The sequence below is a fragment of the Rhodococcus sp. NPDC056960 genome, from assembly GCF_042674125.1.
GTDB lineage: Bacteria > Actinomycetota > Actinomycetes > Mycobacteriales > Mycobacteriaceae > Rhodococcus_F.
The window spans coordinates 1-21,454 of the sequence record NZ_JBHURF010000057.1; the positions used below are offsets into that span (position 1 = coordinate 1).

At 65.2% G+C, this 21,454-nt stretch carries 19 protein-coding genes; 5 read left to right on the top strand and 14 right to left on the bottom strand.

All coding sequences use genetic code 11. The features are described 5' to 3' along the window. Together ACFTWF_RS43630 and cofC are read left to right on the top strand one after the other, a co-directional pair. A partial coding sequence (locus ACFTWF_RS43630) for a hypothetical protein (RefSeq protein ID WP_378467275.1) occupies positions 1 to 234 on the top strand: 234 nt, incomplete at its 5' end. Continuing rightward, positions 231 to 923, top strand: coding sequence for a 2-phospho-L-lactate guanylyltransferase (gene cofC / locus ACFTWF_RS43635; protein ID WP_378467276.1), 693 nt, complete (start codon positions 231 to 233; stop codon positions 921 to 923). The genes ACFTWF_RS43630 and cofC, both read left to right, overlap by 4 nt. A gap of 338 nt (positions 924 to 1,261) precedes the next feature. On the opposite strand, the gene ACFTWF_RS43640 is transcribed toward cofC, so the two are convergent. The 9 genes from ACFTWF_RS43640 to ACFTWF_RS43680 form a co-directional block, all read right to left on the bottom strand. Beyond that, a complete protein-coding gene (locus tag ACFTWF_RS43640; protein ID WP_378467277.1) occupies positions 1,262 to 2,407 on the bottom strand; it encodes a citrate synthase 2 in 1,146 nt (381 codons plus the stop codon). Between the two features lie 370 nt (positions 2,408 to 2,777). Then, complete coding sequence (locus ACFTWF_RS43645) at positions 2,778 to 3,437, bottom strand: L-threonylcarbamoyladenylate synthase (protein ID WP_378467278.1); 660 nt, start codon at positions 3,435 to 3,437, stop codon at positions 2,778 to 2,780. Positions 3,438 to 3,626: 189 nt separating this feature from the next. Then, the gene (locus ACFTWF_RS43650) at positions 3,627 to 5,081 is read right to left on the bottom strand and encodes a DHA2 family efflux MFS transporter permease subunit (protein ID WP_378467279.1); all 1,455 of its coding nucleotides are present in this window, start codon (positions 5,079 to 5,081) and stop codon (positions 3,627 to 3,629) included. Positions 5,082 to 5,124: 43 nt separating this feature from the next. Continuing rightward, a complete protein-coding gene (locus ACFTWF_RS43655) occupies positions 5,125 to 5,718 on the bottom strand; it encodes a cysteine hydrolase family protein (RefSeq protein WP_378467280.1) in 594 nt (197 codons plus the stop codon). A gap of 24 nt (positions 5,719 to 5,742) precedes the next feature. Further along, positions 5,743 to 7,197 carry an NAD-dependent succinate-semialdehyde dehydrogenase gene (locus ACFTWF_RS43660; RefSeq protein ID WP_378467281.1) on the bottom strand — a complete coding sequence of 485 codons (1,455 nt, stop codon included), beginning with the start codon at positions 7,195 to 7,197 and terminating at the stop codon, positions 5,743 to 5,745. A gap of 210 nt (positions 7,198 to 7,407) precedes the next feature. Further along, entirely contained in the window at positions 7,408 to 8,739 is a 1,332-nt protein-coding gene (locus ACFTWF_RS43665; RefSeq protein ID WP_378467282.1) for a CapA family protein, read from the bottom strand. Next, positions 8,736 to 9,806 carry a hypothetical protein gene (locus ACFTWF_RS43670; RefSeq protein WP_378467283.1) on the bottom strand — a complete coding sequence of 357 codons (1,071 nt, stop codon included), beginning with the start codon at positions 9,804 to 9,806 and terminating at the stop codon, positions 8,736 to 8,738. The genes ACFTWF_RS43665 and ACFTWF_RS43670 overlap by 4 nt, the downstream gene beginning before the upstream one ends. Positions 9,807 to 9,817: 11 nt before the next feature. Continuing rightward, positions 9,818 to 10,597: a VOC family protein gene (locus ACFTWF_RS43675; RefSeq protein WP_378467284.1), complete on the bottom strand. Its 780-nt coding sequence runs from the start codon at positions 10,595 to 10,597 to the stop codon at positions 9,818 to 9,820. Positions 10,598 to 10,697: 100 nt separating this feature from the next. Next, positions 10,698 to 11,657, bottom strand: coding sequence for a PDR/VanB family oxidoreductase (locus ACFTWF_RS43680; RefSeq protein WP_378467285.1), 960 nt, complete (start codon positions 11,655 to 11,657; stop codon positions 10,698 to 10,700). Positions 11,658 to 11,777: 120 nt separating this feature from the next. On the opposite strand from ACFTWF_RS43680, the gene ACFTWF_RS43685 reads away from it, so the two are divergent. Next, on the top strand, positions 11,778 to 12,212 hold the full coding sequence (locus tag ACFTWF_RS43685; protein ID WP_378467286.1) for a MarR family winged helix-turn-helix transcriptional regulator: 435 nt from the start codon (positions 11,778 to 11,780) through the stop codon (positions 12,210 to 12,212). A gap of 36 nt (positions 12,213 to 12,248) precedes the next feature. On the opposite strand, the gene ACFTWF_RS43690 is transcribed toward ACFTWF_RS43685, so the two are convergent. The 4 genes from ACFTWF_RS43690 to ACFTWF_RS43705 all read right to left on the bottom strand — a co-directional run bounded on the left by ACFTWF_RS43690 (position 12,249) and on the right by ACFTWF_RS43705 (position 16,478). Next, a complete protein-coding gene (locus ACFTWF_RS43690) occupies positions 12,249 to 12,674 on the bottom strand; it encodes a Rieske (2Fe-2S) protein (RefSeq protein WP_378467287.1) in 426 nt (141 codons plus the stop codon). Between the two features lie 27 nt (positions 12,675 to 12,701). Next, the gene (locus ACFTWF_RS43695) at positions 12,702 to 13,745 is read right to left on the bottom strand and encodes an amidohydrolase family protein (RefSeq protein ID WP_378467288.1); all 1,044 of its coding nucleotides are present in this window, start codon (positions 13,743 to 13,745) and stop codon (positions 12,702 to 12,704) included. Next, positions 13,742 to 14,899, bottom strand: a complete 1,158-nt coding sequence (locus ACFTWF_RS43700) for an amidohydrolase family protein (protein ID WP_378467289.1) — start codon at positions 14,897 to 14,899, stop codon at positions 13,742 to 13,744. Before ACFTWF_RS43700 ends, ACFTWF_RS43695 begins: the two co-directional genes overlap by 4 nt. Before the next feature lie 136 nt (positions 14,900 to 15,035). Next, positions 15,036 to 16,478, bottom strand: coding sequence for an MFS transporter (locus ACFTWF_RS43705; RefSeq protein WP_378467290.1), 1,443 nt, complete (start codon positions 16,476 to 16,478; stop codon positions 15,036 to 15,038). A gap of 600 nt (positions 16,479 to 17,078) precedes the next feature. Here ACFTWF_RS43705 and ACFTWF_RS43710 point away from each other — a divergent pair. Continuing rightward, positions 17,079 to 18,881, top strand: coding sequence for a helix-turn-helix domain-containing protein (locus ACFTWF_RS43710; RefSeq protein WP_378467291.1), 1,803 nt, complete (start codon positions 17,079 to 17,081; stop codon positions 18,879 to 18,881). A 271-nt stretch (positions 18,882 to 19,152) separates the two neighbouring features. Continuing rightward, positions 19,153 to 19,890: an alpha/beta hydrolase gene (locus tag ACFTWF_RS43715; RefSeq protein WP_378467292.1), complete on the top strand. Its 738-nt coding sequence runs from the start codon at positions 19,153 to 19,155 to the stop codon at positions 19,888 to 19,890. 268 nt (positions 19,891 to 20,158) lie between these two features. Here ACFTWF_RS43715 and ACFTWF_RS43720 read toward each other — a convergent pair whose 3' ends face one another. Continuing rightward, positions 20,159 to 21,352: a TetR/AcrR family transcriptional regulator gene (locus ACFTWF_RS43720; RefSeq protein ID WP_378467293.1), complete on the bottom strand. Its 1,194-nt coding sequence runs from the start codon at positions 21,350 to 21,352 to the stop codon at positions 20,159 to 20,161. Positions 21,353 to 21,454 lie beyond the last annotated feature (102 nt).

A 21,454-nucleotide genomic window follows, 5' to 3' on the forward strand; every position in this document is an offset into this window, starting at 1 on the left:
ATTCAGACCAGTTGGGTGAAGTTGGGGGTGACGGGCACCCAGGTGATGTTGCGGGGCGGGGCGAATGATCTCGGGGGCACGTTGATGGAGGAGACCATCTCCCGGATGGCGGGATCCGAGCACGGATCGGAGAAGACCGTCGCCGAGTTGCGGGCCATCGCCGAGGGCATCGGCCGACCCGCCCGCGAACGCACCACCACCCATACCCGTCTTCACGTCCCGCTGACGATATGAGCACGTCCGGGTTCGGCGGCTATGCGGTGGTGGTGCCGATCAGATCGTTGGCGACGGCCAAGAGCCGGCTTCGGATATCCGAGACGATGCGGTCGCAACTGGTGTTGGCGTTCTTCCTCGACACGGTCACCGCGCTCGAACGCAGCACAGCGGTGGAGCGGATTGTGGTGGTCTCGAGCGACGCCGTCATCCGGTCGTGGGTTCGGGGGCGCTGCGAGATCGTGGCGGACGACGAAACCGGGCTCCCTGACGCGGTGGATCGCGGTATCGAAAGACTGCGGTGGGTGCGCCATTCCGGGCCGGTGGCTGTCGTTCTCCCGGACCTACCGTATGCGACCACTGAGGCATTCGACGTGCTGTTCGGCGCTGCACGCGAACACGTGCGGGCCTTCCTGGCCGACGATGCCGGCACGGGCACGACATGCGTGACAGCAGCATCGACCGAGGCGGTGCTGCACCGTTTCGGACCGAACTCGGCGAGCGCGCACGCCGAGGCCGGCCTTGCAGCACTCGATCTTCCAGTCCCCGGCCTACGTACTGACGTAGACGTACTTGCGGATTTTCGCCAACTGCAAGCCCACTGGGTGGGTGACGCAACCAATAGGGTCCTGAATCGCTGGAAAATCCCCGTTGAACAAGGATGCAGGGATCGGAAGGGTAGACACGCCGGATTGTGCATCCCACGTTAGAGGTTCCAGAGCCGGAGCAGTGCGCCGCCACCGTCATCACCTCCGCCCGCGCGGCAGCTCTCAGGGCGTAAGACGCCCTCGACTCAGCTCCCCTCGAGTTCGGGCGCACTTCTCGCAACTACGGCGGGATCGGGCGAAACGTTTGTGCAGCTGTCGAAATCAGCAGCCCGACGACGAACATGTTGAACCCACATCGGTCGGAACGCCATCGGTCAGATTTGCAACGCTATCGGCCAGATTTGCATGGACAGGCAGCGTCGTGAACCGGCACGCCACGGCCCGTGCTCCGCGACCGGGCCGATGTGCGCTACCGCCTCTTCTGCCGCAGGCGCGAAGTACTAACTGGTGTGGGCGATCTGGTCCCAGCCCTCGACGGACTCGGGGGTGCGGGGTGCGGGTCCGGTGTAGATGGCGGCGGGGCGGACGAGTTTGCCGAGGCGTTTTTGTTCGAGGATGTGGGCGCACCAGCCTGCGGTGCGGCCGCAGGTGAACATGGCGGGCATCATGTGGGCGGGGACCTCGGCGAAGTCGAGGATGACCGCGGCCCAGAATTCGACGTTGGTTTCGATGGCCCGGTCGGGGCGGCGTTCGCGTAGTTCGGCGAGGGCGGCCTGTTCGAGGGCGGCGGCCGCCTCGTAGCGGGGGGCGTTCAGGCGTTTGGCGGTGGCGCGGAGCACCCGGGCGCGGGGGTCTTCGGCGCGGTAGACGCGGTGCCCGAAGCCCATCAGCTTTTCCTTGCGGTCGAGGATGCCCTTGACCAGGGTGCGGGCGTCGCCGGATTTTTCGGTGTCCTCGATCATCGGCAGGACGCGGGCGGGGGCGCCGCCGTGCAGGGGGCCGGACATGGCGCCGATGGCGCCGGAGAGGGAGGCGGCGACGTCGGCGCCGGTGGAGGCGATGACGCGGGCGGTGAAGGTGGAGGCGTTCATGCCGTGTTCGGCGGCGGAGACCCAGTAGGCGTCGATGGCTGCGACGTGGGCGGGGTCGGGGTCGCCTTTCCAGCGGACCATGAATCGTTCGGTGACGGTTTTGGCTTCGTCGATGCGTGTTTGGGGGACGGCGGGTTGGTAGATGCCGCGGGCGGATTGGGCGACGTAGGACAGGGCCATGACGGAGGCGCGGGCGAGTTGTTCGCGGGCGGTGGTGTCGTCGATGTCGAGGAGGGGTTGGTATCCCCAGATGGGGGCGAGCATGGCGAGGCCGGCTTGGACGTCGACGCGGACGTCGCCGGTGTGTACGGGGAGGGGGAACGGTTCGGCCGGGGGGAGTCCGGGGCCGAAGCGGCCGTCGACGAGCAGGGCCCAGACGTTGCCGAAGGTGACGTGCTGGGAGACGAGTTCTTCGATGTCGACGCCGCGGTAGCGCAGGGCGCCGCCGTCCTTGTCGGGTTCGGCGATGTCGCTGGTGAACGCGACCACGCCTTCCAGTCCGCTGACGAAATCGTCCGGCACACCCGTGCGGTTGGTGACCTCTGCAGTACTCATCGTGATCGTTTCCTCGAATGTTGTCGTGCCGACAGTAGTTCTCCGCCTCGGGGTGTCGAACCCGCCCGGACCATGTGTAGCGTCTCCCTGCCGCAGTACCTCGCGAGAGGGATTCCCCATGGATCATCCACTCAGTGGACGCCCTTTCGGCCGCTTGATGCCATTAGAATTCGATGGCTTCCGGTACGCAAGGGAACCGCGCACAATGCTCGCCGGTCGGACGTCCCGATATCCGATGTCCACTGAGTGAACGCGATAAGTCACCTCATGGCGGGTAGTCGTGGCAGCTGTCGGAAATGCGAGGTGCGATGCGCCTGATGATCTACATTTCGTGGTTTCGCATCGACGGCAGGCTCCGCCCGCCTACGGGTCATCGAGGGCCGATCAGTAGGGCGGGGTCGATGTCGAGGACGTCGGCGACAACGGCTGCGGTGATGGGCCCCTCGCGCAGGATGCGGGGAATGGTCCCGGTGAGGTCGACGATCGTGGAGGCGACTCCGGCGGTGGCCGGCCCACCGTCGAGATACACCGACACCGACTCGCCGAGTTGTGCCCGTGCCTCGTCGGCAGTGGTGGCCGGCGGCTGTCCGGATACGTTGGCGCTGGACACCGCCATCGGCCCGGTCTGACGAAGCAGTTCGATCGCCACCGGGTGCTGCGGCATCCGTAGCAGCACCGTGTCACCCGTGTTCCCGAGATTCCACGCGAGAGCCGGGGCCTGTTTCAACACCACGCTCAGAGCGCCGGGCCAGAACGCCTCCATCAGCTTGCGGGCCGTCTCGGGCACGGACGACACGAGTTCGTCGACTCCGTCCCACGAATCCACCTGCACCGGCACCGGCATATCGGGACCGCGGTTCTTCGCGGCCAACAGCGATCTCACTGCGTTGGCGTCGAAAGCGTTGCAGCCGATCCCGTACACCGTGTCGGTGGGCAGCACCACCAGGCGCCCAGCTTTTGCCGCGTCGACCGCGGCGCGGATGCCGGCGGGCCGGCTCTGAATGTCGGTGCAGTCGAATATCGTGCTCACTCGAGGGGACCTTACCTTCCAGGAATTCTGAGCATCCCGCCAGCGAGATCTGACGGTCGTTTCTGCGTACTGTGTTCGGACCCAATGCACTTGCCCGGATGCTTTGCGGCGCCATATCGGTCGCAAAGCCCTGCATGAGTCCGACCAGAGAGGCTCGCGCGGGCGTCAACGGCTAAGGTACGCCGAGCGTCATTGTGCGGCGTCGGGGCCTCGGCTGAGGGAGGCAAGGAGAGCCAAGAGGCAGGTGCTCGCGAGGGTGAGCAAGGCCCACTTGTAGCCGGTGGTGAGAGCGTCCATGGTCGGTGGTGTGAGGCCGGAAATGGAACCGGCGTAGGCCGCCTGCTTGGTGGGGCCGGGCAGTCCGCTGGTCACAACGGCCAGGGCCAGCGCGGTGCTGAGTGCGTAGCCGGCGTTCTGGGCGGTCTGGCGCACGCCGTTGGCGATGCCCCGTCGGTGCGTCGAGACCGATCCCATGATCGATTTGGTGTTGGGTGTCGTGAACAGGCCCACGCCGGCACCGACAGCCATCAGGCATGCGGCGAGGGCGACACTGTTCATCGAGGGTTCGATGAGCGCGGAGAGTGCGAACAGCCCAGCGGCCGTCACAACCAGCCCGGCGCTCGAAAGTGCTCGCGCACTGCAGTGATTGAGAAGCCTGCCGGCTACGGGAGCCGTTGCGGCCATGGCCACAGCGACAGAGAGGACCTGGAGGCCGGCCTGGTAGGGCGGCATGTCGGCGGCGGCCTGAAGATACAGCGACATCAGCAGGACGACAGCAAAGTACGCCATCGTCATGAAGAAGAGCGCGAGGTAGGCCATGGAGAGGGTCCGGCCGGCGAAGAGGTCCAGATCCAGCAGCGGATGCCGCCGGCGGGCCTGGACGATAAGGAACAGCGGTGTGAAAATGACGAACGGCACGAGTCCAGCGAGGACAGGGAAACTGGTCCATCCCAGGGCTCCGCCTTCGGAGAGGGCCAGGATGAGGCCGCCGAGGGCGAGAACGGACAGCACGGCACCCAGGTAGTCGAAAGGCTCCGTTTCGGAGTGCGCGGGGTCGGGGGGAAGGCGTAGTCCGGCCCACGTCAGGGCGATGAGACCGACGGGGACGTTGAACCAGAACACTGCGCGCCAGCCGAAGCCAGAGGTCAGAGCGCCGCCAAGCGCCGGGCCGACGACTTGGGCGAGGGCGGCGATGGTGGTGTTGATGCCGAGGGCAGTAGCCAGGCGGTTGACGGGAAAGGCGTCGGTGATCAACGCAGTGATGTTGCACAGCAGCGCGGCGGCGCCGACGGCCTGCATGCATCGGAACACGATCAGCCACTCGATGCTCGACGCCAGGGCGCACAGCAGGCTTGCCGCGGTCAGCACGGCGATGCAGGCCTGGTACAGGCGGCGGCGGTCGATCATGTCGGCGACCCGGCCGAAGACGAATACGAGCACTGTGGTGACGAGCATGTACGACAGCAGCGTCCAGGATGCGCCGGAGGCTGACGCGTCGAAGTGCCGGCTGATGCTGGGCAGCGCAACGTTGATGGCGGAGGTGTTGACGCCGGCGAGGAACCCTCCGAGTCCCGCAGCGACCTGCACCTGCCACAGGAGAGGAGCACGGACCCGGGATGCAGACTGGGTGAGTGGGGTGGTCATGGTCTCCTTGTGCCGTTGTCTCCGCCGCGTGCACCGGGCGGGCTCAGGCTGTGCGGGCGGCGATTTCGAAGGCGGCGACGTCGAGGATGTCGGCCTGCGTCGGTAGGACCGACGCCATCAGGGTGTGGTGGAGCGTGGGGTCGGGGTCGTCACAGACATCGCTCAGAACCAGCAGGCGATAGTCGCGGTCGGCGGCGTCACGCACGGTGGACAGAACCACGCCGCTGGTGAAGATGCCGGCGAGGATCAAGGTATCGATGCCCTGTTCCCGCAGGAGCGAGTCGAGCGAGGTGGTGCTGAAGGCGCCGACGCGAATTTTGGTGATCGTTGGTGTGTCGGCATCCGAGCGGAGCAGGGGGTGAACGTCGTTGTCCGGATCGGCGGCCGCCAGGGCGCGGTTTTCGGCCACCGATGCGAAGGCCTTGTTGTGGGAGGGCACCGCCGCGTAGTCCTCGGGTGTGAAGGCGACGCGGACGTGTATCTCTCGGATACCTGCTGCGCGGGCGGCACGCTGAGCGCGTCGGGCGCCGCCGAGGATGCGGTCCGGCTCGGGCAGGGCCGCCAGTAGCGGCTTCTGGAAGTCCATGAGCAGCAGCGCCGTCCGGTCGGACACGAGTGTGGGAGTCTGACTTGCCAACGGTTTGTCCTTCGTCGTCGATGGTCAGGGCAGGGCGATGTATTTGGTTTCGAGATATTCTTCGATGCCTTCGCTGCCGCTTTCGCGGCCGAGGCCGGATTCCTTGACGCCACCGAACGGCGCGGCGACGTCGGAGATGATGCCGCGGTTGACGCCGACCATGCCGGATTCGATCGCCTTCGACGCCCGGAGGGCGCGGTCAAGGCTCTGGGTGTAGAGGTAGGCGGCGAGGCCGTATCCGGTGTCGTTGGCGGCGGCGATGCCCTCGTCTTCGCCGTCGAAGCCGACGATCGCGGCGACCGGACCGAACACCTCTTCGGCGAGGATGCGCGCGTCGGCGGTGACCCCGGTCAGAACGGTCGGCTGGTAGAAGTAGCCGACCTCTCCGGTGCTGTCGCCACCGGTCGCGATGCCGGCGCCCTTGTCGACGGCGTCGATGACCAGTGCGGCGACGGAGCGGCGTTGTTTCTCGCTGACCAGCGGCCCGACCTGGGTGCCCTCGGCGTCGCCGGGGCCGATGGTCAGTGCCGCCATCCTTGCGGTGAGCTTCTCGCTGAATTCGGCGCGAACCGTGTTGTCGACATAGATGCGGTTGGCGGCGGTGCAGGCTTCGCCGGTGTTGCGCATCTTCGCCGTTATTGCCCCGTCGACTGCGGCGTCGATGTCCGCGTCGTCGAAGACGACGAAGGGGGCGTTACCGCCGAGCTCCATCGATGTGCGCAGCACGCCGTCCGCCGCAAGTTTGAGCAGGGATTTTCCGACACCTGTCGATCCGGTGAAGGTGAGTTTGCGCAGACGCGTATCGGCGAGCAAGGGGGTGGTCAGGTCTGCAGAGTGCGTGGTCGGAAGCACCGACAGCACACCGTCCGGCAGTCCGGCGTCTCGGAACACCTCGGCGAGCAGCAGCATCGTCAGGGGTGTCTCGGCCGCCGGTTTGACGATGACGGTGCAGCCGGCGGCGAACGCGGGTGCGATCTTTCGAGTCCCCATCGCAAGAGGGAAGTTCCACGGAGTGATCGCCAGGGTGGGGCCGACAGGTTCCTTGGTGACCAGGATGCGCCCGGTTCCGGATGGGGATTCGGTGTAGCGGCCGTTGATGCGGACCGCTTCCTCGGAGAACCAGCGGAGGAACTCGGAGCCGTAGTTGACCTCACCCTGGCTCTCGGCGAGGGGCTTTCCCATCTCGAGGGTCATCAGCAACGCGAATTCGTCCCGGCGTTCGATCACGATCTCCCACGCGCGACGCAGGATCTCCGATCGCACCCGTGCGGGCGACGCGGCCCACCCTTCCTGCGACGCGACTGCGACGTCGAGCGCGGCGGCCCCGTCTGCCGCGGTGGCATCGGCGACGCTCGCGAGGACCTCGCCCGTTGCCGGGTTGTGCACCTCGAAGGTGGCATCGGTTGATGCGGGGAACTGCTTGTTGCCGATCCACAGTGTGGTGGGAACCGACGTGAGGAGAGCAGATGCTGCAGTCATGGTCCTGTCTTCCGTGATTCGTGAAGGTGAGTGCGGCCGAGAAGGCGCTGCGGGTGGTCAGTGCTCCCCGAACCGGTATCGGACCCGCCCGAGCCGTCGACGACTGTCCAACTCGGCCAGGTCGATTCGGAAGAGTCGCAGCGTGAGAATTGAATCCCCCGTGGCGATACCCGTGTGAGGTTCGGAATGTGAGACTTTGTCGGCCCGATGTCAGAGCTCGAGGCGGCCCACAACACCATTGTCGGACGAGGTGATCTCGATGGATGTGCCCAGATCGCTCGACAGCGTGGTCAGGCGCTCCAGGATGTCGCGGCCGTCGTTCTCCGAGGCGATGACCGGGCATCCTCGCTGACCACGTGATTGGCCGAAGCCCAGCGTCACGGGTACGAGCTCCGACGCGACCAGTTCGCCGTCTTCGAACTGGAAGCGGGGGACGATCGTCTCCCAGAACTCCTTTCTGGTCGCATAACCGGTGATGCGGTCGTAGAAGTCGGCGACGGTGGAGTCCTTGGGGAGGCCGGCCTGTTCGTAGACCTCGATCGGCAGCGCATCGAGCGTCTCCAGTGTGAAAATGAAATTTCCCAGTGAGTAGCAGATCGGCTTGCCGCGGTAGAGCTCGATCCCGCGCAACATGTGCGGGCCACTTCCCAAGATCGCGTGCGCGCCGGCATCGATGAGCGAGTGGGCCAGTGGCCGAAGGAAGTCCGCGGGAGTATCGGTGTTCCACGTGCCGCCGGCTCCTTCATGACAATGCAGTGCCACGAGCACCAGGTCGGCCTGTCGCTGTGCCTCGTCGACAGCTGCCACCAACGCGTCGGCGTCTCTCTGCAACACCGAGAAATCGATGCGCGATGTCTCTGCGGGTGCGAAATGAATTCCCTCGAGGGCAAATCCGCCCGCGGGCGGCCCGTCCCACATGTTGCGATCGGGATAGGGCAGAAACACCCCCGGTGCAGTGGTGCCCGAGGGGGTGACGTTGACACCGGTCTCGAACAGCAGTTGCCGCAGTGCGTCGAACCTTCCCTGTTCGACGTGGTGGGTGCGCTGGAGTCGGATCGGTGCGAGTCCGGGGCGACCGTCGTCGGCCTCGCCGGGATCGGCTGCCGCGGCGAGGCGCGCATTGCTCGAACCGGCTGCGATGAGAGCCACGCGCGCCGAACCGGTTTGGAAGTAGACCGGGCGCCGGGCTTCTCGCAGGGTGTGGCCGACTCCGGCGAACGGCATGTTGCGACGGTGCAGCTCATCCATCGAGTCGACCAGGCCCGCGGTGCCGTAGTCGGTCGCATGGTTGTTGGCCATCCCGTAGACGTCGAAACCCATCCAGGTGAACTCGTCGAGCAGGTCCTGGCGGACCCCGAGGTGGGTGCCGTGATAGGTGGTCGCGGGGCTACGGCGGGGGCCGGGGAAGACGTTCTCGAGGTTGGTGAACGAGACATCGGCACCTCGGATGAGGTTGACCAGTTCGGTGAATCCCGGATGCTGGACCGCGGTCAGATTGCGGGTCAGGATCGAGTCGCCGGTTCCGACGATCTCAGTCTTCATATCTCTCTCCTTGGCTGTGCGCCCACCGCGTGAGGCAGGAACCCGTAGGGTCGTACGTCGGCACCGGTCGGGTTGGTTGGCGACGGCGAGGTCTGCTGGCTCGGTGTGTGGCGCGGCTGGAACTTCCGCAGGCATCGGTGGGTACGTTGTGCCCGTCCGGTACTGGTTGCGAACGACTCGGGTACTTCGGCGACGTAGAAGGCTCCGCTGGAGTCGACCGCGATCGCATGGGGGGCGGAGAACTCGCACTCGGGTGGTTCGATTCGTCCCACGAGCGTTCCCTGCGGAGACCAGACCGATACTCGTCCGGGCCGCGTAGCGTCCGCTCGACCGAGCCGCCAGGACGCGAGGTCCAGCGGGCCGCGGGGTAGCTCGGTGACGTAGAGGAACCCTCGCCGATCGACGGCGACATCGGTCGGTCGTTGCACGTTGTCCCACACGTCGAGCAGTTCGCCGTTGCCGGTGAACACCTGAATGCGGTCGTTCTCGCGGTCACACACCAAGATTCGGCCATCGTTGTCCACCGTGAGGCTGTGGGGGATGACGAAATGACCGGGTTCGGGTCCAGGGCCGCCCCAGGAGGTGAGGAGCTGTCCGTCCGCGGTGAAGCGGTGGACACGGCAGTTGCGGTATCCGTCGCTGACGTAGAGGTCACCCGAGGGCGAAGACACCAACTTGGTGGGCCGATTGAACGGGAGACCTCCGCCCATATGGCTGAGTGCGTCCTCGAGCCGGGGATGGGTGCTCTGGTCGAACCCTGTACGCGAGGGGGCGCCGTCGCCGATGGAGCCGAGTAGCCGTCCATCGAGGTCGAACGTGAAGACTCTGTGGCCACCGTCGTCGGCGATGCGGACCAGGTCGTCGCGACCGATCGAGATCAGATGCGGTCGGTCGGAGAACCACTCGTTACGCCAACGACCCACCACTGCGCCGTCGCGGTCGAGCACTGTGACCGCGACGGGCCCCCGTTGCAGGAGGTACACCCGGTCGTGGGTGTCGACGGCGACCCCGGTGACGTCCTCGTACCAGAGCTGGCCGCTCCAATCGTCGACTTCGTCGTAGTTCACCACCGCTCCGCTCACCGGTCCGCCAAGGTAACCCATCGAGGGGTGAGGATGGCGTCGTCGTCGGCTCCGTCTTCGAGCAGGGAGGCGACCGGCGCTTCGTCCATGAACCAGTCGGAGAAGTCGTAGGAGCGCCATGCCTTGTCCGAGGCGTGGAACGAAGCAATTTCCAGGGGGTTTCCGCTGGGATCGAAGAAATAGATCGACGTGATGAAGCGGTGCGTGTTGTCGACCCCGCGACGTTCGGTCAATTCGGAGACCGGGACCCCGTTGGCGAGGAGATGCTCTCTGAACCATTCCACGTCGTCGTGGGTGGGCACGTCGAAGGAGAGATGGTCCATCTTCTGCGGTTCAGTGGGCTGGCTGCAGCGCTCTTTCCCGGCGGCCGGCCACAGTACGGAGCTGACCGGAGCGTCGGGTCGCCGGCTGACCTCGGGTGTCTCGTACAGGGAGAAGAGCTCGCCGTTCCCCATTTCGAAGAAGACCTGGCGCAGGTTCATGGTGACCGCGACCGACGACGGCTCGGCCTCGGTCTCGACGGCCGAGCCGGTGGAATGGTGCGCTGCGGTGCGCAGGCCGTTGGCAGAGGACTCGAACCGGACGGTCCGCACAACGCGGAAGCCGAGCAGATCCCGGTAGAAGCGCACTCCCTGGTCCATGTCGGTGGTGAACAGCACCAAGTGGTTGATGCCCGAGATGCGCCCGGCGGCCGGACCCTTCTCCTGCAGAATCCGCTGATGACGGGGCCGGTCGGTAGTCGACGATTCGTTCCCTGTGGATGCGATCGTTGTCATCGCCTTCTCCTCATTTCTCGGTCGTTCGGGGTGTGGGGTTCGGGGTTGACCAGTTCGTGCCGGCAGCGGCCGGCGGGCTCTGCCCGAGGTCGAGTGATCATCAGACGTCGAGGACGAGTCGGCCCGAGCACGCTCGGGACACGCAGATCATCATGGTCTTACAGGCGGCGCGCTCGTCGTCGGTGAGCACTTCGTCGCGGTGATCGGGGGTTCCTGCAAGTACCGCCGTCTCGCACGAGCCGCACACACCTTCCTGACACGACGATTCGACGTCGATGCCGGCTTCTTCCGCGATCTCGAGGATGGATCGGTCGGCGGGGACAGTGGCCGCAATGCCTGACCGCGCGAATTCCACCTCGAAGGGATTACTCGATTGGTGGAGGTCGTCCTCACGCTTGGAGAAGCGTTCCATGTGTACCTGGGTGGAGGGCCAGTCCGCGCAACCGCCCTCGATCGCGTCCAGCATCGACTCCGGTCCGCAACAGTAGATGTGGGTTGCCGGGTCAGCGTGTGCGATCAGGTCGGCGAGATCGACCCTTCCGTGTGTGTCACTCGGCTGGATGACGACCCGGTCGGCGCCGAAACCGCTGACGTCGTCGAGAAATGCCATCGTGTCAGCTGAGCGACCGCAGTAGATAAGTCGCCAATCCGCTCCCTTGGCCTCGGCTTCGGCGATCATCGGCAGCATGGGGGTGATGCCGATGCCACCGGCGACGAACAGATAGTTCGATGCGGGAGCGAGCGGAAAGTTGTTGCGTGGTCCGGCTACTCGCAGCGTGCCACCCTCGCAGAGGTTGTCGTGGATGTACGCAGACCCTCCCCGTCCGTCGGGAACATGCAGGACCGCGACTTGCCAATGACGGGAGTCGTCGGTATGTCCACACAATGAATACTGCCGGGTGAAATCCATTCCGCCAAAGGAGAAATGGAGGTCTATGTGAGAACCGGGTGTCCAGGCCGGCAGCTCCGCACCATCGGGGTGGGTGAGCGTGAGCCGGCGGACACCTTTGGCCAGTAGATCGATGCGCCCGATGACCAGATTGTGGTCGTTGTCAGACATCAACACTCCTTCGATGATGGGTCGGGCTCACCAACGTGTACGCTGGCGCCTTTCGACTCTGCGGGGGCAGTGGGGGTGGCGGTGGCTCGGTCGCTCTCTCGACGGCTAGAGTGATCGGCCATGGACAAATCCCGCGATTCAGCTGCGGCGCTCGCGTTTGAACTGCGCGAAACCTTGTCGCGGGGCGCCCGACGCATTCGGGTGGAGTCGGGCCCGCCATTGGCGCAGCTCACCGTGCTGGGGCATCTGCAGCGCGAAGGTGCGCTGAGCACCAATGACCTGGCGGCCGCCGAACGGGTGCGTCCCCAGTCGATGTCCAACACTGTCCGTGCGCTCGAAGAGGCAGGTCTGGTTCGCCGCAGAGCGCATCCGACCGATCGTCGGCAGGTGCTGCTCGAGCTGACCCCCGAGGGGGTCGCGACCCTCGACGAGATCTTCGCCGTGCGAGAGGACTGGTTGAGCATCGTCATCCTTCAGGAACTCAGTGAGGACGAGCGCCGTGACCTGCAGCGGGGCTTGGCGTTGGTGCAGCGCATCATCGACCACCGCGACTGACGCGGGACGGTGCAGGTCCGGCGCCGTCGTCGCACTTCAGATGTCGAGAACGACCGAGGCGTCTTCGACCGCGACCGGCACCGTTTCCACACCGGCTTTCAGTCGCTCCATCACCTCGGCCGGCTCGATGGACACGGGGTACGGGCGTACCCGCTGTTTGGAAGCGAAGATCGTTCGTCCGCTCTTGATCTCGAACTCCCAGTGATGCCACGGGCACGAGATGATTTCACCGTCGCGGACCCATTTGACCTCAGGCGCCTTGTTCGGCGTCACTTCGGCTGTCGAGGTACCCCGGACAGTTCCCTTGCACAGTGGGCCTCCCATGTGGGGGCAGGTGTTCTTCAATGCGTAGAACTCCCCGTCGACGTTGAACACGCCGATTCCACTCTTGACTTTGTCCGGGTAGACGACCGTCGATGAGCCCGGGGGAAGATCGGCGACTGCGCCGACTACGTACCGCATGTTGTTGTCCTTGTGTTCAGAGGAGGGTCAGCTCACGCCGGCGGCGAGCCGTGCTTGCAGACGGGGATAGAATTGCGCCGCGTTGTCCGACAGGCACCGGCTACGGTCCGCGTCCGACCAGGACGTGAATACGTCGTCGGCTTTGACGTCGTCCCAGTACGGGGTGCGGCTGCCGTAGACCACCAGTGAGGAATTGTCGGCGCCGATGGTGCCGGCCGAACGGTGGCTGTGCGGCGAGATTTCGTCATCGGGCTGCGTGACAAAGCGGACGTGCTCTTCGAGATACAGCGTGGGCATCTTGCTGACCCAGGGGACCTCGACGCGGTCGGACTGCCAGTCCTTGTCCGTGCGCACGATCAGCGACCGGGCGGCATGCACACTGACGTCGCCGAACACGACTCGCAGATCGGGGAGTCGTTCGAAGACACCGGCGATGATGAAGCTGGTCAAGTGCACGATCGACGACAGCGGCCGGATGGCGTGCGTCTCGGCGTAGAAGCTGGGGAAGCCCACCTGCGAGGGCGGCGGTTCGATCAGCGTACCGAGATCGTCATGGATGAAGACCACGAGGCCGCGCTCGGCGGCCGCCTTCCAGATCGGGAAGTATCGCTGCTCTCCGTAGGTGGCCAGCGCTCGCGCGGGGACCACGATCTGGACGAATCGGTCGTCGTCCGCCCACCGGTCGATCTCACGCAGGGCGACCTCGGTGTCGTTGAGCGGCAACCGGATCGAGCCGAGGAACCGTCCTCCGGCTTCCGGTGCGGTGAGCCAGTTCTCGTACAGCAGCGTGTTTGCCGCACGAGCTACCGCGGTCGCCTGCTGGGGGTTGGGCCAGTACCCACGGGTGGTCGGCGACAGGAGGGCATAGTCGACGCCGGTGGCATTGAACATCTGGTCGGCCATGGCCGCCGGGTTCGAGGCCTTCTCGATCGGCATCGCCAGCTGATCGAAGGGAGCGGCGTAGCGGTCACCGATCAGCGGAGGCAGTGCGAGCAGGTTCCACGGTCCGCCGATGGTGTCGTTGAACTCGTCGGCCGGCAGAACGGGATGAACAGCGGTGTCGATGATCACTGGTTCACCGCCGCCTGGTCGAATCGATCTGCGGGTCGGGACTTGGGCAGGTTGTACACTTGGCGCGCATTTTCAGCCAGAATCCTTTTCTTGGTCTCGGGGGCCAAGCCGCGCGGGAGCGCCTTGCTCGGCGGGTCGTAGTCGTAGTGCGGGTAGTCACTCGAGAACATCAGCAGCTCACGAGCGTTGGCTTCCTCGAACAGGTCGGCGATGTGCTTGGGGTTGGTGGCTTCCTCGATCGGCTGCGATGCCCATCGGAAGTTCTCGCGCACGTAGTCGTACGGCGATTTGCGGGCTGCGAGCTCCCCGCCGGTCTTGTCCCAGTGGCGTGCCAAGCGGTCGATAATCGGCCGATACCACAGGAATCCGCCTTCGACGAACAGGAACTGCAGTTGCGGATGGCGGTCGAGGACTCCGTTGCAGATCCAGCTGGCCATGTGGGCGGCGTAGGCCATCGGCGCGATCTGGGAGTGGTACTCCACGAAATACTGCAGCGGTCCGGTGGATGTCCACCCGAGGGGCTGCGTCGCCCCTCCGCGGAAGTGCATCGACACCGGCAAATCGTGCTTGGCCGCAGCGGCCCAAATCGGGTCGTACATAGGGTGACCGAAGGGCCGCGGTCCGTAGTGGCCGATCATGACCTGCCGGAAGCCGGGGTGTTCACCCCACTTCTCGATCTCGCGGACGGCTCCGGCGGGATCGTCCACGGAGACCGAGATCGAACCGACATAACGGTTCTCGGCGTTGTACTTCGAGAGCCAGGTCTCGGACAGCCACTGATTGACGGCGCCGGCCAGTGCGGTGTCGAGCGCGGGGTCGACGGTGAAGCCGCGAAAACTCCACGGCAACAGGATGGCGTAGTCGATGGGGTCGTCGACGAACAACTGCTGTCCGACCATGTCCGGATCGGAGCCGATGTCGCCGTGCTCGGGCACGCTGTCCTTGCGTCCGCCACCGTCGAGGGTGCGGTAGGTGGCCCGGCTGTAGGGCACTCGGTCGATGACGTTGCGACTGCGCCATGCCGCAGGAAGGTAGTCGATGAGCTCCTCGAACGAGCGCGGCTCGACATGGACGTCGGTGTCGATGACTGTGATTTCTACGTCGCCGGTGGGGTAGTCCGGCGGCTGCGTGTGAAGCTGGGCTGCTGTGGTCATATCATCAGCCTAACTGTATAAATTCGAAAGTGCAACGTACAGAACAGTTTTGGTGAAATCGGAGCCAGAGACGCCACTGTGTGCCCCAGCGCGTCAGCTGCGCTGGGGCACACAGTGGTGCACCGGTCGTGATCGATCAGTCGACGGACGTCCGCTCGTCCTCACGGACGGCCTCGTCATCTAACTGGAGATGTGTTGTTCTCCGCGGCAGAAGTAAGCAGGCAGCGGCGACGCCTACCGTGACGGCGATGCCGATACCGAAAACGATGACGAACGAGGACCACGACGGCGTTCCGCCCTGTGAGCCGGTCGTCATGACGCTCCCGGAGATCTGGACGCCGAGAGTGCCGCCGACGGCCTTGACCACGAATGCCAGCCCACTGAAAGCTCCGATCCGGCTGGCCGGCGAGGTGAGAGCAACGATGTTCATCGCTTGGGTCAACGCGACGCCACCGGACGCTCCAACCAGAGTCGACCCGAGAATGACCAGCAGGAAGCTGCCATTGGCAACGAGAAGCATGGTGAAGGCGGCGCCGTTCGCGATGATGGCCACCAGTAATGTTGCCCTGCTGCCGATATGTGCGTCCAGCCAACCGGTGACGGGCGCTGCCGCTGCTCCGACCAGTCCGATCGGTAGAAGAATGAGGCTGGTGGTGAAGGCCGACGCCGCGAGGCCGAAGCCGGTGTCGGCCGACTGCTGGGCCAGCATCGGGATGGTCAGGAACATCATGTTGACGCTGAATCCGCACATGAGGTAGATGAGGCAGCTCACTGCCAGAGGGCGTGTGGCGAGGATGCGGAGATCGACGAGAGGCTCACGTGAGCGCAGTTCGACGAAGGTGAACGCAGCCAGGAGCGCAGCGCTGGTCGCCACTGCTCCACCGAACTTGGTTGACAGCCAGCCCCATTCAGGGGCTTCGGTGATGCCGATGAGGAGCACTGCCATGCTCGAGCCGAGCAGAGCGGCCCCCGCCCAGTCCACCGACCCGCGTTTGACGGGCGGGCACGAAGGAACCAGTTTCCACGAGGCCAGGAAGATGACGACGATGATGGCGAACGGGACGCAGAACAGCCACCGCCAGGGCAGGAGCGTCACCAGCACACCGGAACCGACGATGGCGAATCCGGTACCGGCGTAGATGAATCCGATGACTGCGCCGTTGCCGGACTTGACCCGCTCTTCGGTCTGGGTGTCACGAATGATGCCGAAGGCCAGCGGGACCACGCCCAGGCCGATGCCTTGCAGTAGCTGGCCAACGGTCAGCATCGGTACCGACACCGACAAGCCGGAGATCGCGACGCCGACCGCGACGATTCCCAGCACCCAGAGAAGAACGGTCTTCTTGTTGCGGATGTCGGCAAGTCGGCCGATCAGCGGGGTGGCGACCGCGCCGGTGAGTAATACGGCAGTGAGGACCCATGCGATCTCGGCCTCTGTTGCCCCGAGCGACTCTTGAACGATCGGGATCGCGGGAGAGAGGACGGATTCGAGGCCCTTGTAGGCGAACACCGAGGCGACGACAACGCTCAACGTCATCATCGGATTGTGGCCCCGGGTCGAGGGGCTGGAATTGGTCACGATGTGTTTCTCCGAGGGAGCTGGACGACGCTGTGGTGGTCATCGTGGTCATGGGGTATCGGTCAGTCGTGGGGAATCGGTGATCCGTGCCCGGTCGCTGATTTCAGGGACGGACTTGGCCGTCTGCCGAAGAACGGTGGGTCAGCGAGGCTGAGCCTTGATCGACTTCATCGCCGTATTGGTTCTGAGGTGGTGGCACCACAGGCTGCTGTCTGGGGTGGTGTGCAACACACTCAGCGTAAACCCGGAGAGTCCTGCATCACATGTCTCTGCAGGACTGTCTTTCAGTGAAGATATGACCGCTCCGGATGCCGCCGTGACCGATCGCCTGTGCACCCTTTGCGTCGTCGAGTCGGAGGCGGCAGGGGCGTGTCGATAACCTGGCGATTCGATTCATCCGCCGCCTCAGTGTCTATTGAGGACACAGCGTGCTCCCGGAAGGGGCTGCGGAGGATTGCCCATAGATCCCGGGGCAGATTTAGAGTGGAGTCGACCTGCAAAGCCGAGGACCAAGGATGGTGAGAGGGGACGACTCGTGGTTCTTGCCGAAGACGCGGTAGACAGCCCCTGTATCGATCCGTCGCTGCCGGCAGGTTCGAGATGACCGATGCGTCCGGCCTGCACGGTGCTGCGCCGTCCGGACAGGAGTCGGCCGGCGGCTCGGACGCAGATCTTGTTCGTCTGGCCGATCGAAGCGCTCGCCACGATTCCTATCGCGATCTCCTCGACATCGTGGCCGACCTGGCGATGGTTGCAGACCCGGACGAACTGCAAGCCCGGATCGCCGAGCAGGCGCGTCGTCTACTGCACGCGGACGTCGTCTATCTCTGGATATTCGACGAACAGGGGCGGTCCGTGCGCCTGGGAGCCACCTCCGGAGGTCTGTCCTCGGAACTCCATAACCTTCGAATACCGATGGGTCACGCGATGGCAGGCAAGATCATCGACACCGGGATGCCGCTCGTCGTCACTCGCTACCTCGACGACCCGAACTTCTCGCACGATGAGCAGATGGATCGCGTCATGCGAGAAGAGGGCGTCGTCACGGCTGCGGGGGTGCCGATGACCGTCGGTTCTCGAACCCGAGGTGCACTTATCGCGGCAAATCGAGATGAGCGCGGGTACACCCTTTCCCACGTCGAGCTACTCCGCAATCTGGCCATTCACGCGTCGATATCTCTGACGCGAGCGACTGTGCGCCGTGAACAGGAACAGTCGCTGCTGTCACTGCTCTCCGACAACGCCGACCTCACCAAACGGAACGAGGAGTCCGATCGGATCCACACCACGGTGGCACGCGCCGCACTTACGGGAGGAAAGATCGATGACCTCGTCGACGAGGTCATCAAGATCATCGGGGGCCGGCTCGAGGTGTTGGACGTGGACGGTCGTCTCCTGGCCGCCGCCGGCGACTGCCCGGCCTACGAAGAGACCGCTGATCTGGTGCGGACCGCAGCCGAGACACGGGTCACTCAGACAACCTCCCAGCACGCCGCTGTCCCCATCGTTACCTCCACAGGCCTGCATGGAGTACTGCACTTCGGTACGGAATCGCAACTGACGCAATCAGACATCCAGGTCGTCGAACGTGTAGCAGTAACTGCGGCGCTGCTGCTGCTACTCGTCGAAGCGGAAGCCGGTGCAGCCGGATTCCGCCGAGACGACTTCATCGATGATCTCGTCACCGGATCTGACACCCTGGCCCGCATGGTGAACCGCGCAGCGCAAATGAAACTCGACCTACGTCGGCCGTACACCGTCCACATCGTGCGGGCCGACATGCAAGAACGGCGCCTGGCCTACCTCGCCAACGAATACGCGCGATCCAAGAGCGGGCTCGCGGGCCAATGCCATCGAGTCCGCCACGGTGAGCGCCCCTCCGTCGTAGTCCTGCTTCCCGGAACCGACCCACGACAAGGTGCGCGGGATCTCGCCGAAGCGTTGCAACGCAACTGTCATGTCCCGGTGTCGGTTGCGGGCGCGGGACCCTCTCGGGAGACATCACACGTCCGCCAGCATTTCGAAGAAGCCATGACCTGCAGTCACGCACTGCTGCGAATTGGCGGCGACGGAACGTCGGGCACCATGGAAGACCTTGGATTCGTCGGCCTGGTCCTGAGTAAAGACACATCCGTACGTCCGTTCATCGAATCCATGCTCGCACCCGTCATCGACTACGACGCACAGCATCACACAGACCTGTTGTCGACGTTGGAAGCGTTGCTGTCGACCGAAGGCGGCCCGACCGCCGCCTCCCAGCAGCTTCACGTCCACGTCAGTACCGTCAAACAGCGGATGCAGCGGCTGCACACCCTCCTCGGCGACTGGCGCAGCGCCGACCGGGCAAGTGAGCTGCGCCTGGCCATCAAACTGCACCGTATCTACGAGGGGCTGACGAGCTGAGCCTCGATGTACCGGCCTCGGTATGCGAGGTCCAGGTGTCGGTGTGCGTTCACCTCGTCCGGGTCGGATTCGGCGCCGGCCGGGTACTGGGTTGGCAAAAACCTGTTGGCGGAGCACGGCGACCACTGCTACTTTTCCAGGGACCGTGCGAGAGAACGAGGAGGTGGTACCCGTGAACGCAGTATCGACATGGGTGCTCCCCTCGCGGGTCACGGTCGGGCGATAGGTCGTCCGGGAGCGCCGCCTGAGTGCACTCCCGAAAGGCATGACCATGCACTTCACTACTGAACAACGCCTCGACGACGGCGTCCTCGAACGCGAATTCACCCTCGGCGAGATCCCGGGTTTCCTGTGGACGCCCGAATCCGCATCCCCATCCGGACCGGCGCCGCTGATCCTGCTCGGCCATCCCGGCGGACTGCACAGGATGTACCCCCGCCTGGTGGCCCGGGCCCGGGGGTGCGCGGCGGAGGGCTTCGCCGCGGCCACCATCGAGCTCCCCGGGAGCGGTGACCGGCCCCGGTCCGCCGCCGCCGAACAGGCCCGCGCCGACCTGCACCGGGCTCTGGAGGCCGGCGAGCCGGTCGACGACGAGATCGTCGAGCGGCTCGTTCTCCCGCTGGTCGAAAAGGCGGTCCCGGAATGGCGGGCCACCCTGGACGCCCTGCTTGCGTTGCCCGAGGTCGGCGGCCCGGCCGGGTATGCGGGAGGGGTGATCGCCATCGGCCTCCGGCTGGCGGTGGCCGAGCCCCGGATCTCGGCTGCCCTGCTGTTCGCCGGGAGTTTCGTGCCCCGCATCATGTTCGAGGAGGCCCGGCAGGTCACCATTCCGCTGCAGGTGTTGTTGCAGTGGGACGATGCAGGAAACGACCGGCAGCTGGCGCTGGACCTGTTCGACGCGTTCGGTTCCAAGGAGAAGACGCTGCACGCCAATATGGGCGGGCACACCGGCGTCCCACAGTTCGAGGGGGAGGCTGGGAACCGCTTCTTCGCCCGGCACCTGAAATAGGTGCCGTCCCGGTCCAAGGGTGGTCCGGCCAATTCGATGTCGATGTGTCGGTAGGGCACCGCGTCGGGGTGGCTCGCGCCTCCGCGTTCCGGCTTTCGAGACGGTGCAGATCCTCGACCTTCCGGTCGGTGAGCATGGCACGCAGGATCACTCGGTGCGACACCCTCACCCGCACGATCGGCGTATATGCCCTGCCGGCGCCGCGCCACACCCTACTTCGGTTATGCGCGCGGTCACCATACCTCGACGCGAGAATTCGGGCTTGTGGTCACGCCTCGGCGAGAGCGAGCATCTGCGCACCGATTCCGGTCAGCGCCGCGTCGAGGCTGTGGCGATGCCACCGATGTGGGGTTATTGCTGCATCGTTGATCATGGTGAGCGCTGCCTGCACCCGGATGCGGGTCGGGGTGGCGTCCCAGGTGGGATGGATGCGGAGCAGCAGGTGGACCCATTCGGTGATGTACGTGTATTGCGCCGAGCGAGCACGATGGCGCTGGGGCTCTGGCAGGTGTCCGGTTTCCGAGATCAGGATCTGCATCAGTCGCGGATTGTCGAGCGCGAAAGTGCAATAACCCGTGAGCAGCTCGGCGAGTCCCTTCCGTGGGTCGCCGGTGTGGGCGAAGGTCCGATGCATCTCGATCCGCAGCCATTCGTCGCCGCGGGTGATGGCTGCGGCGAGAATGTCGGTTTTGGTGTCGAAGTGGTTGTAGACGCTGGAGCCGGTGATACCGGTGGCGGCACCGATGTCGTCGACGCTGACCGCTGCGAAGCCTTTCGCGGCGAACAGCGGTACCGCGTGGGTGAGGATCATCTCCCGCCGCGATTGGATCTCCAGGCGACCAGTGTCGCGAGCGTCCTCGATTGCATCGCGGGGAGCTGGGATCTCGGCGTCGATGACCACCGAGATGAGCTGTGCCAGTATGCGGGTGAAGTCAGGTTCCGGTAGCGAAAGGTTGTGGAAGGAGACGCTGTTGGCCGCTGCCATCGCACACCAGGCGAGCAGGTCTGACTGGGTGGCAGCGAGGCTTGGACGACGCTCGCGGATGACACCGGAAAGGGTCTCGGCGATCCGGCGGGCCGAGGCCCGGAACGCGGCTGCGTCGGCCGGGCGCAGGTTGCGGGCCTCCCGGCGCCACAGCACTCCGACGCCACGGTGGTCCAGCACTGCCGTCGCCAACCTCGTGGTCACGTCACCGTGGGGATCGGTGGCGCATGCCTGCACCACCTCCACGAACTGGGCGAGCTCGTGGTCGATCGCGACTGCCAGTAGGTCCTGCTTGCCGCGGAAGTGGCGATACAGCGCCGAGGGGCCGATGGCGACGGCGGCAGCCACATCGCTCATGGCGACCTCCGCATAACCGCGCTGCGTGAAGAGGTCGACGGCGGCGTCGATGATCAATTGTCGCCGATTCGACGGCCGGGTGCCGCGGGCAGGTCGAATCAGTTCCGACTCGCTCACCATCGGGTTCCTTTCATGTGCGACCCCGGAAGGATACCGGCCGGCCGGTGGGACGCCCGCACAGCAGGGGCGGATGCGCTTCTGAAGCCTTCTGCGCGGCGACTA

What these genes read in the sequence shown, in the direction of transcription:
- cofC (WP_378467276.1), top strand. Translation starts at nt 231, where the DNA reads ATGAGCACGTCCGGGTTCGGCGGCTATGCGGTGGTGGTGCCGATCAGA.
- ACFTWF_RS43640 (WP_378467277.1), bottom strand. Translation starts at nt 2,407, where the DNA reads ATGAGTACTGCAGAGGTCACCAACCGCACGGGTGTGCCGGACGATTTC.
- ACFTWF_RS43650 (WP_378467279.1), bottom strand. Translation starts at nt 5,081, where the DNA reads ATGACCACCCCACTCACCCAGTCTGCATCCCGGGTCCGTGCTCCTCTC.
- ACFTWF_RS43660 (WP_378467281.1), bottom strand. Translation starts at nt 7,197, where the DNA reads ATGACTGCAGCATCTGCTCTCCTCACGTCGGTTCCCACCACACTGTGG.
- ACFTWF_RS43665 (WP_378467282.1), bottom strand. Translation starts at nt 8,739, where the DNA reads ATGAAGACTGAGATCGTCGGAACCGGCGACTCGATCCTGACCCGCAAT.
- ACFTWF_RS43675 (WP_378467284.1), bottom strand. Translation starts at nt 10,597, where the DNA reads ATGACAACGATCGCATCCACAGGGAACGAATCGTCGACTACCGACCGG.
- ACFTWF_RS43680 (WP_378467285.1), bottom strand. Translation starts at nt 11,657, where the DNA reads ATGTCTGACAACGACCACAATCTGGTCATCGGGCGCATCGATCTACTG.
- ACFTWF_RS43685 (WP_378467286.1), top strand. Translation starts at nt 11,778, where the DNA reads ATGGACAAATCCCGCGATTCAGCTGCGGCGCTCGCGTTTGAACTGCGC.
- ACFTWF_RS43690 (WP_378467287.1), bottom strand. Translation starts at nt 12,674, where the DNA reads ATGCGGTACGTAGTCGGCGCAGTCGCCGATCTTCCCCCGGGCTCATCG.
- ACFTWF_RS43700 (WP_378467289.1), bottom strand. Translation starts at nt 14,899, where the DNA reads ATGACCACAGCAGCCCAGCTTCACACGCAGCCGCCGGACTACCCCACC.
- ACFTWF_RS43710 (WP_378467291.1), top strand. Translation starts at nt 17,079, where the DNA reads ATGACCGATGCGTCCGGCCTGCACGGTGCTGCGCCGTCCGGACAGGAG.
- ACFTWF_RS43715 (WP_378467292.1), top strand. Translation starts at nt 19,153, where the DNA reads ATGCACTTCACTACTGAACAACGCCTCGACGACGGCGTCCTCGAACGC.
- ACFTWF_RS43720 (WP_378467293.1), bottom strand. Translation starts at nt 21,352, where the DNA reads ATGGTGAGCGAGTCGGAACTGATTCGACCTGCCCGCGGCACCCGGCCG.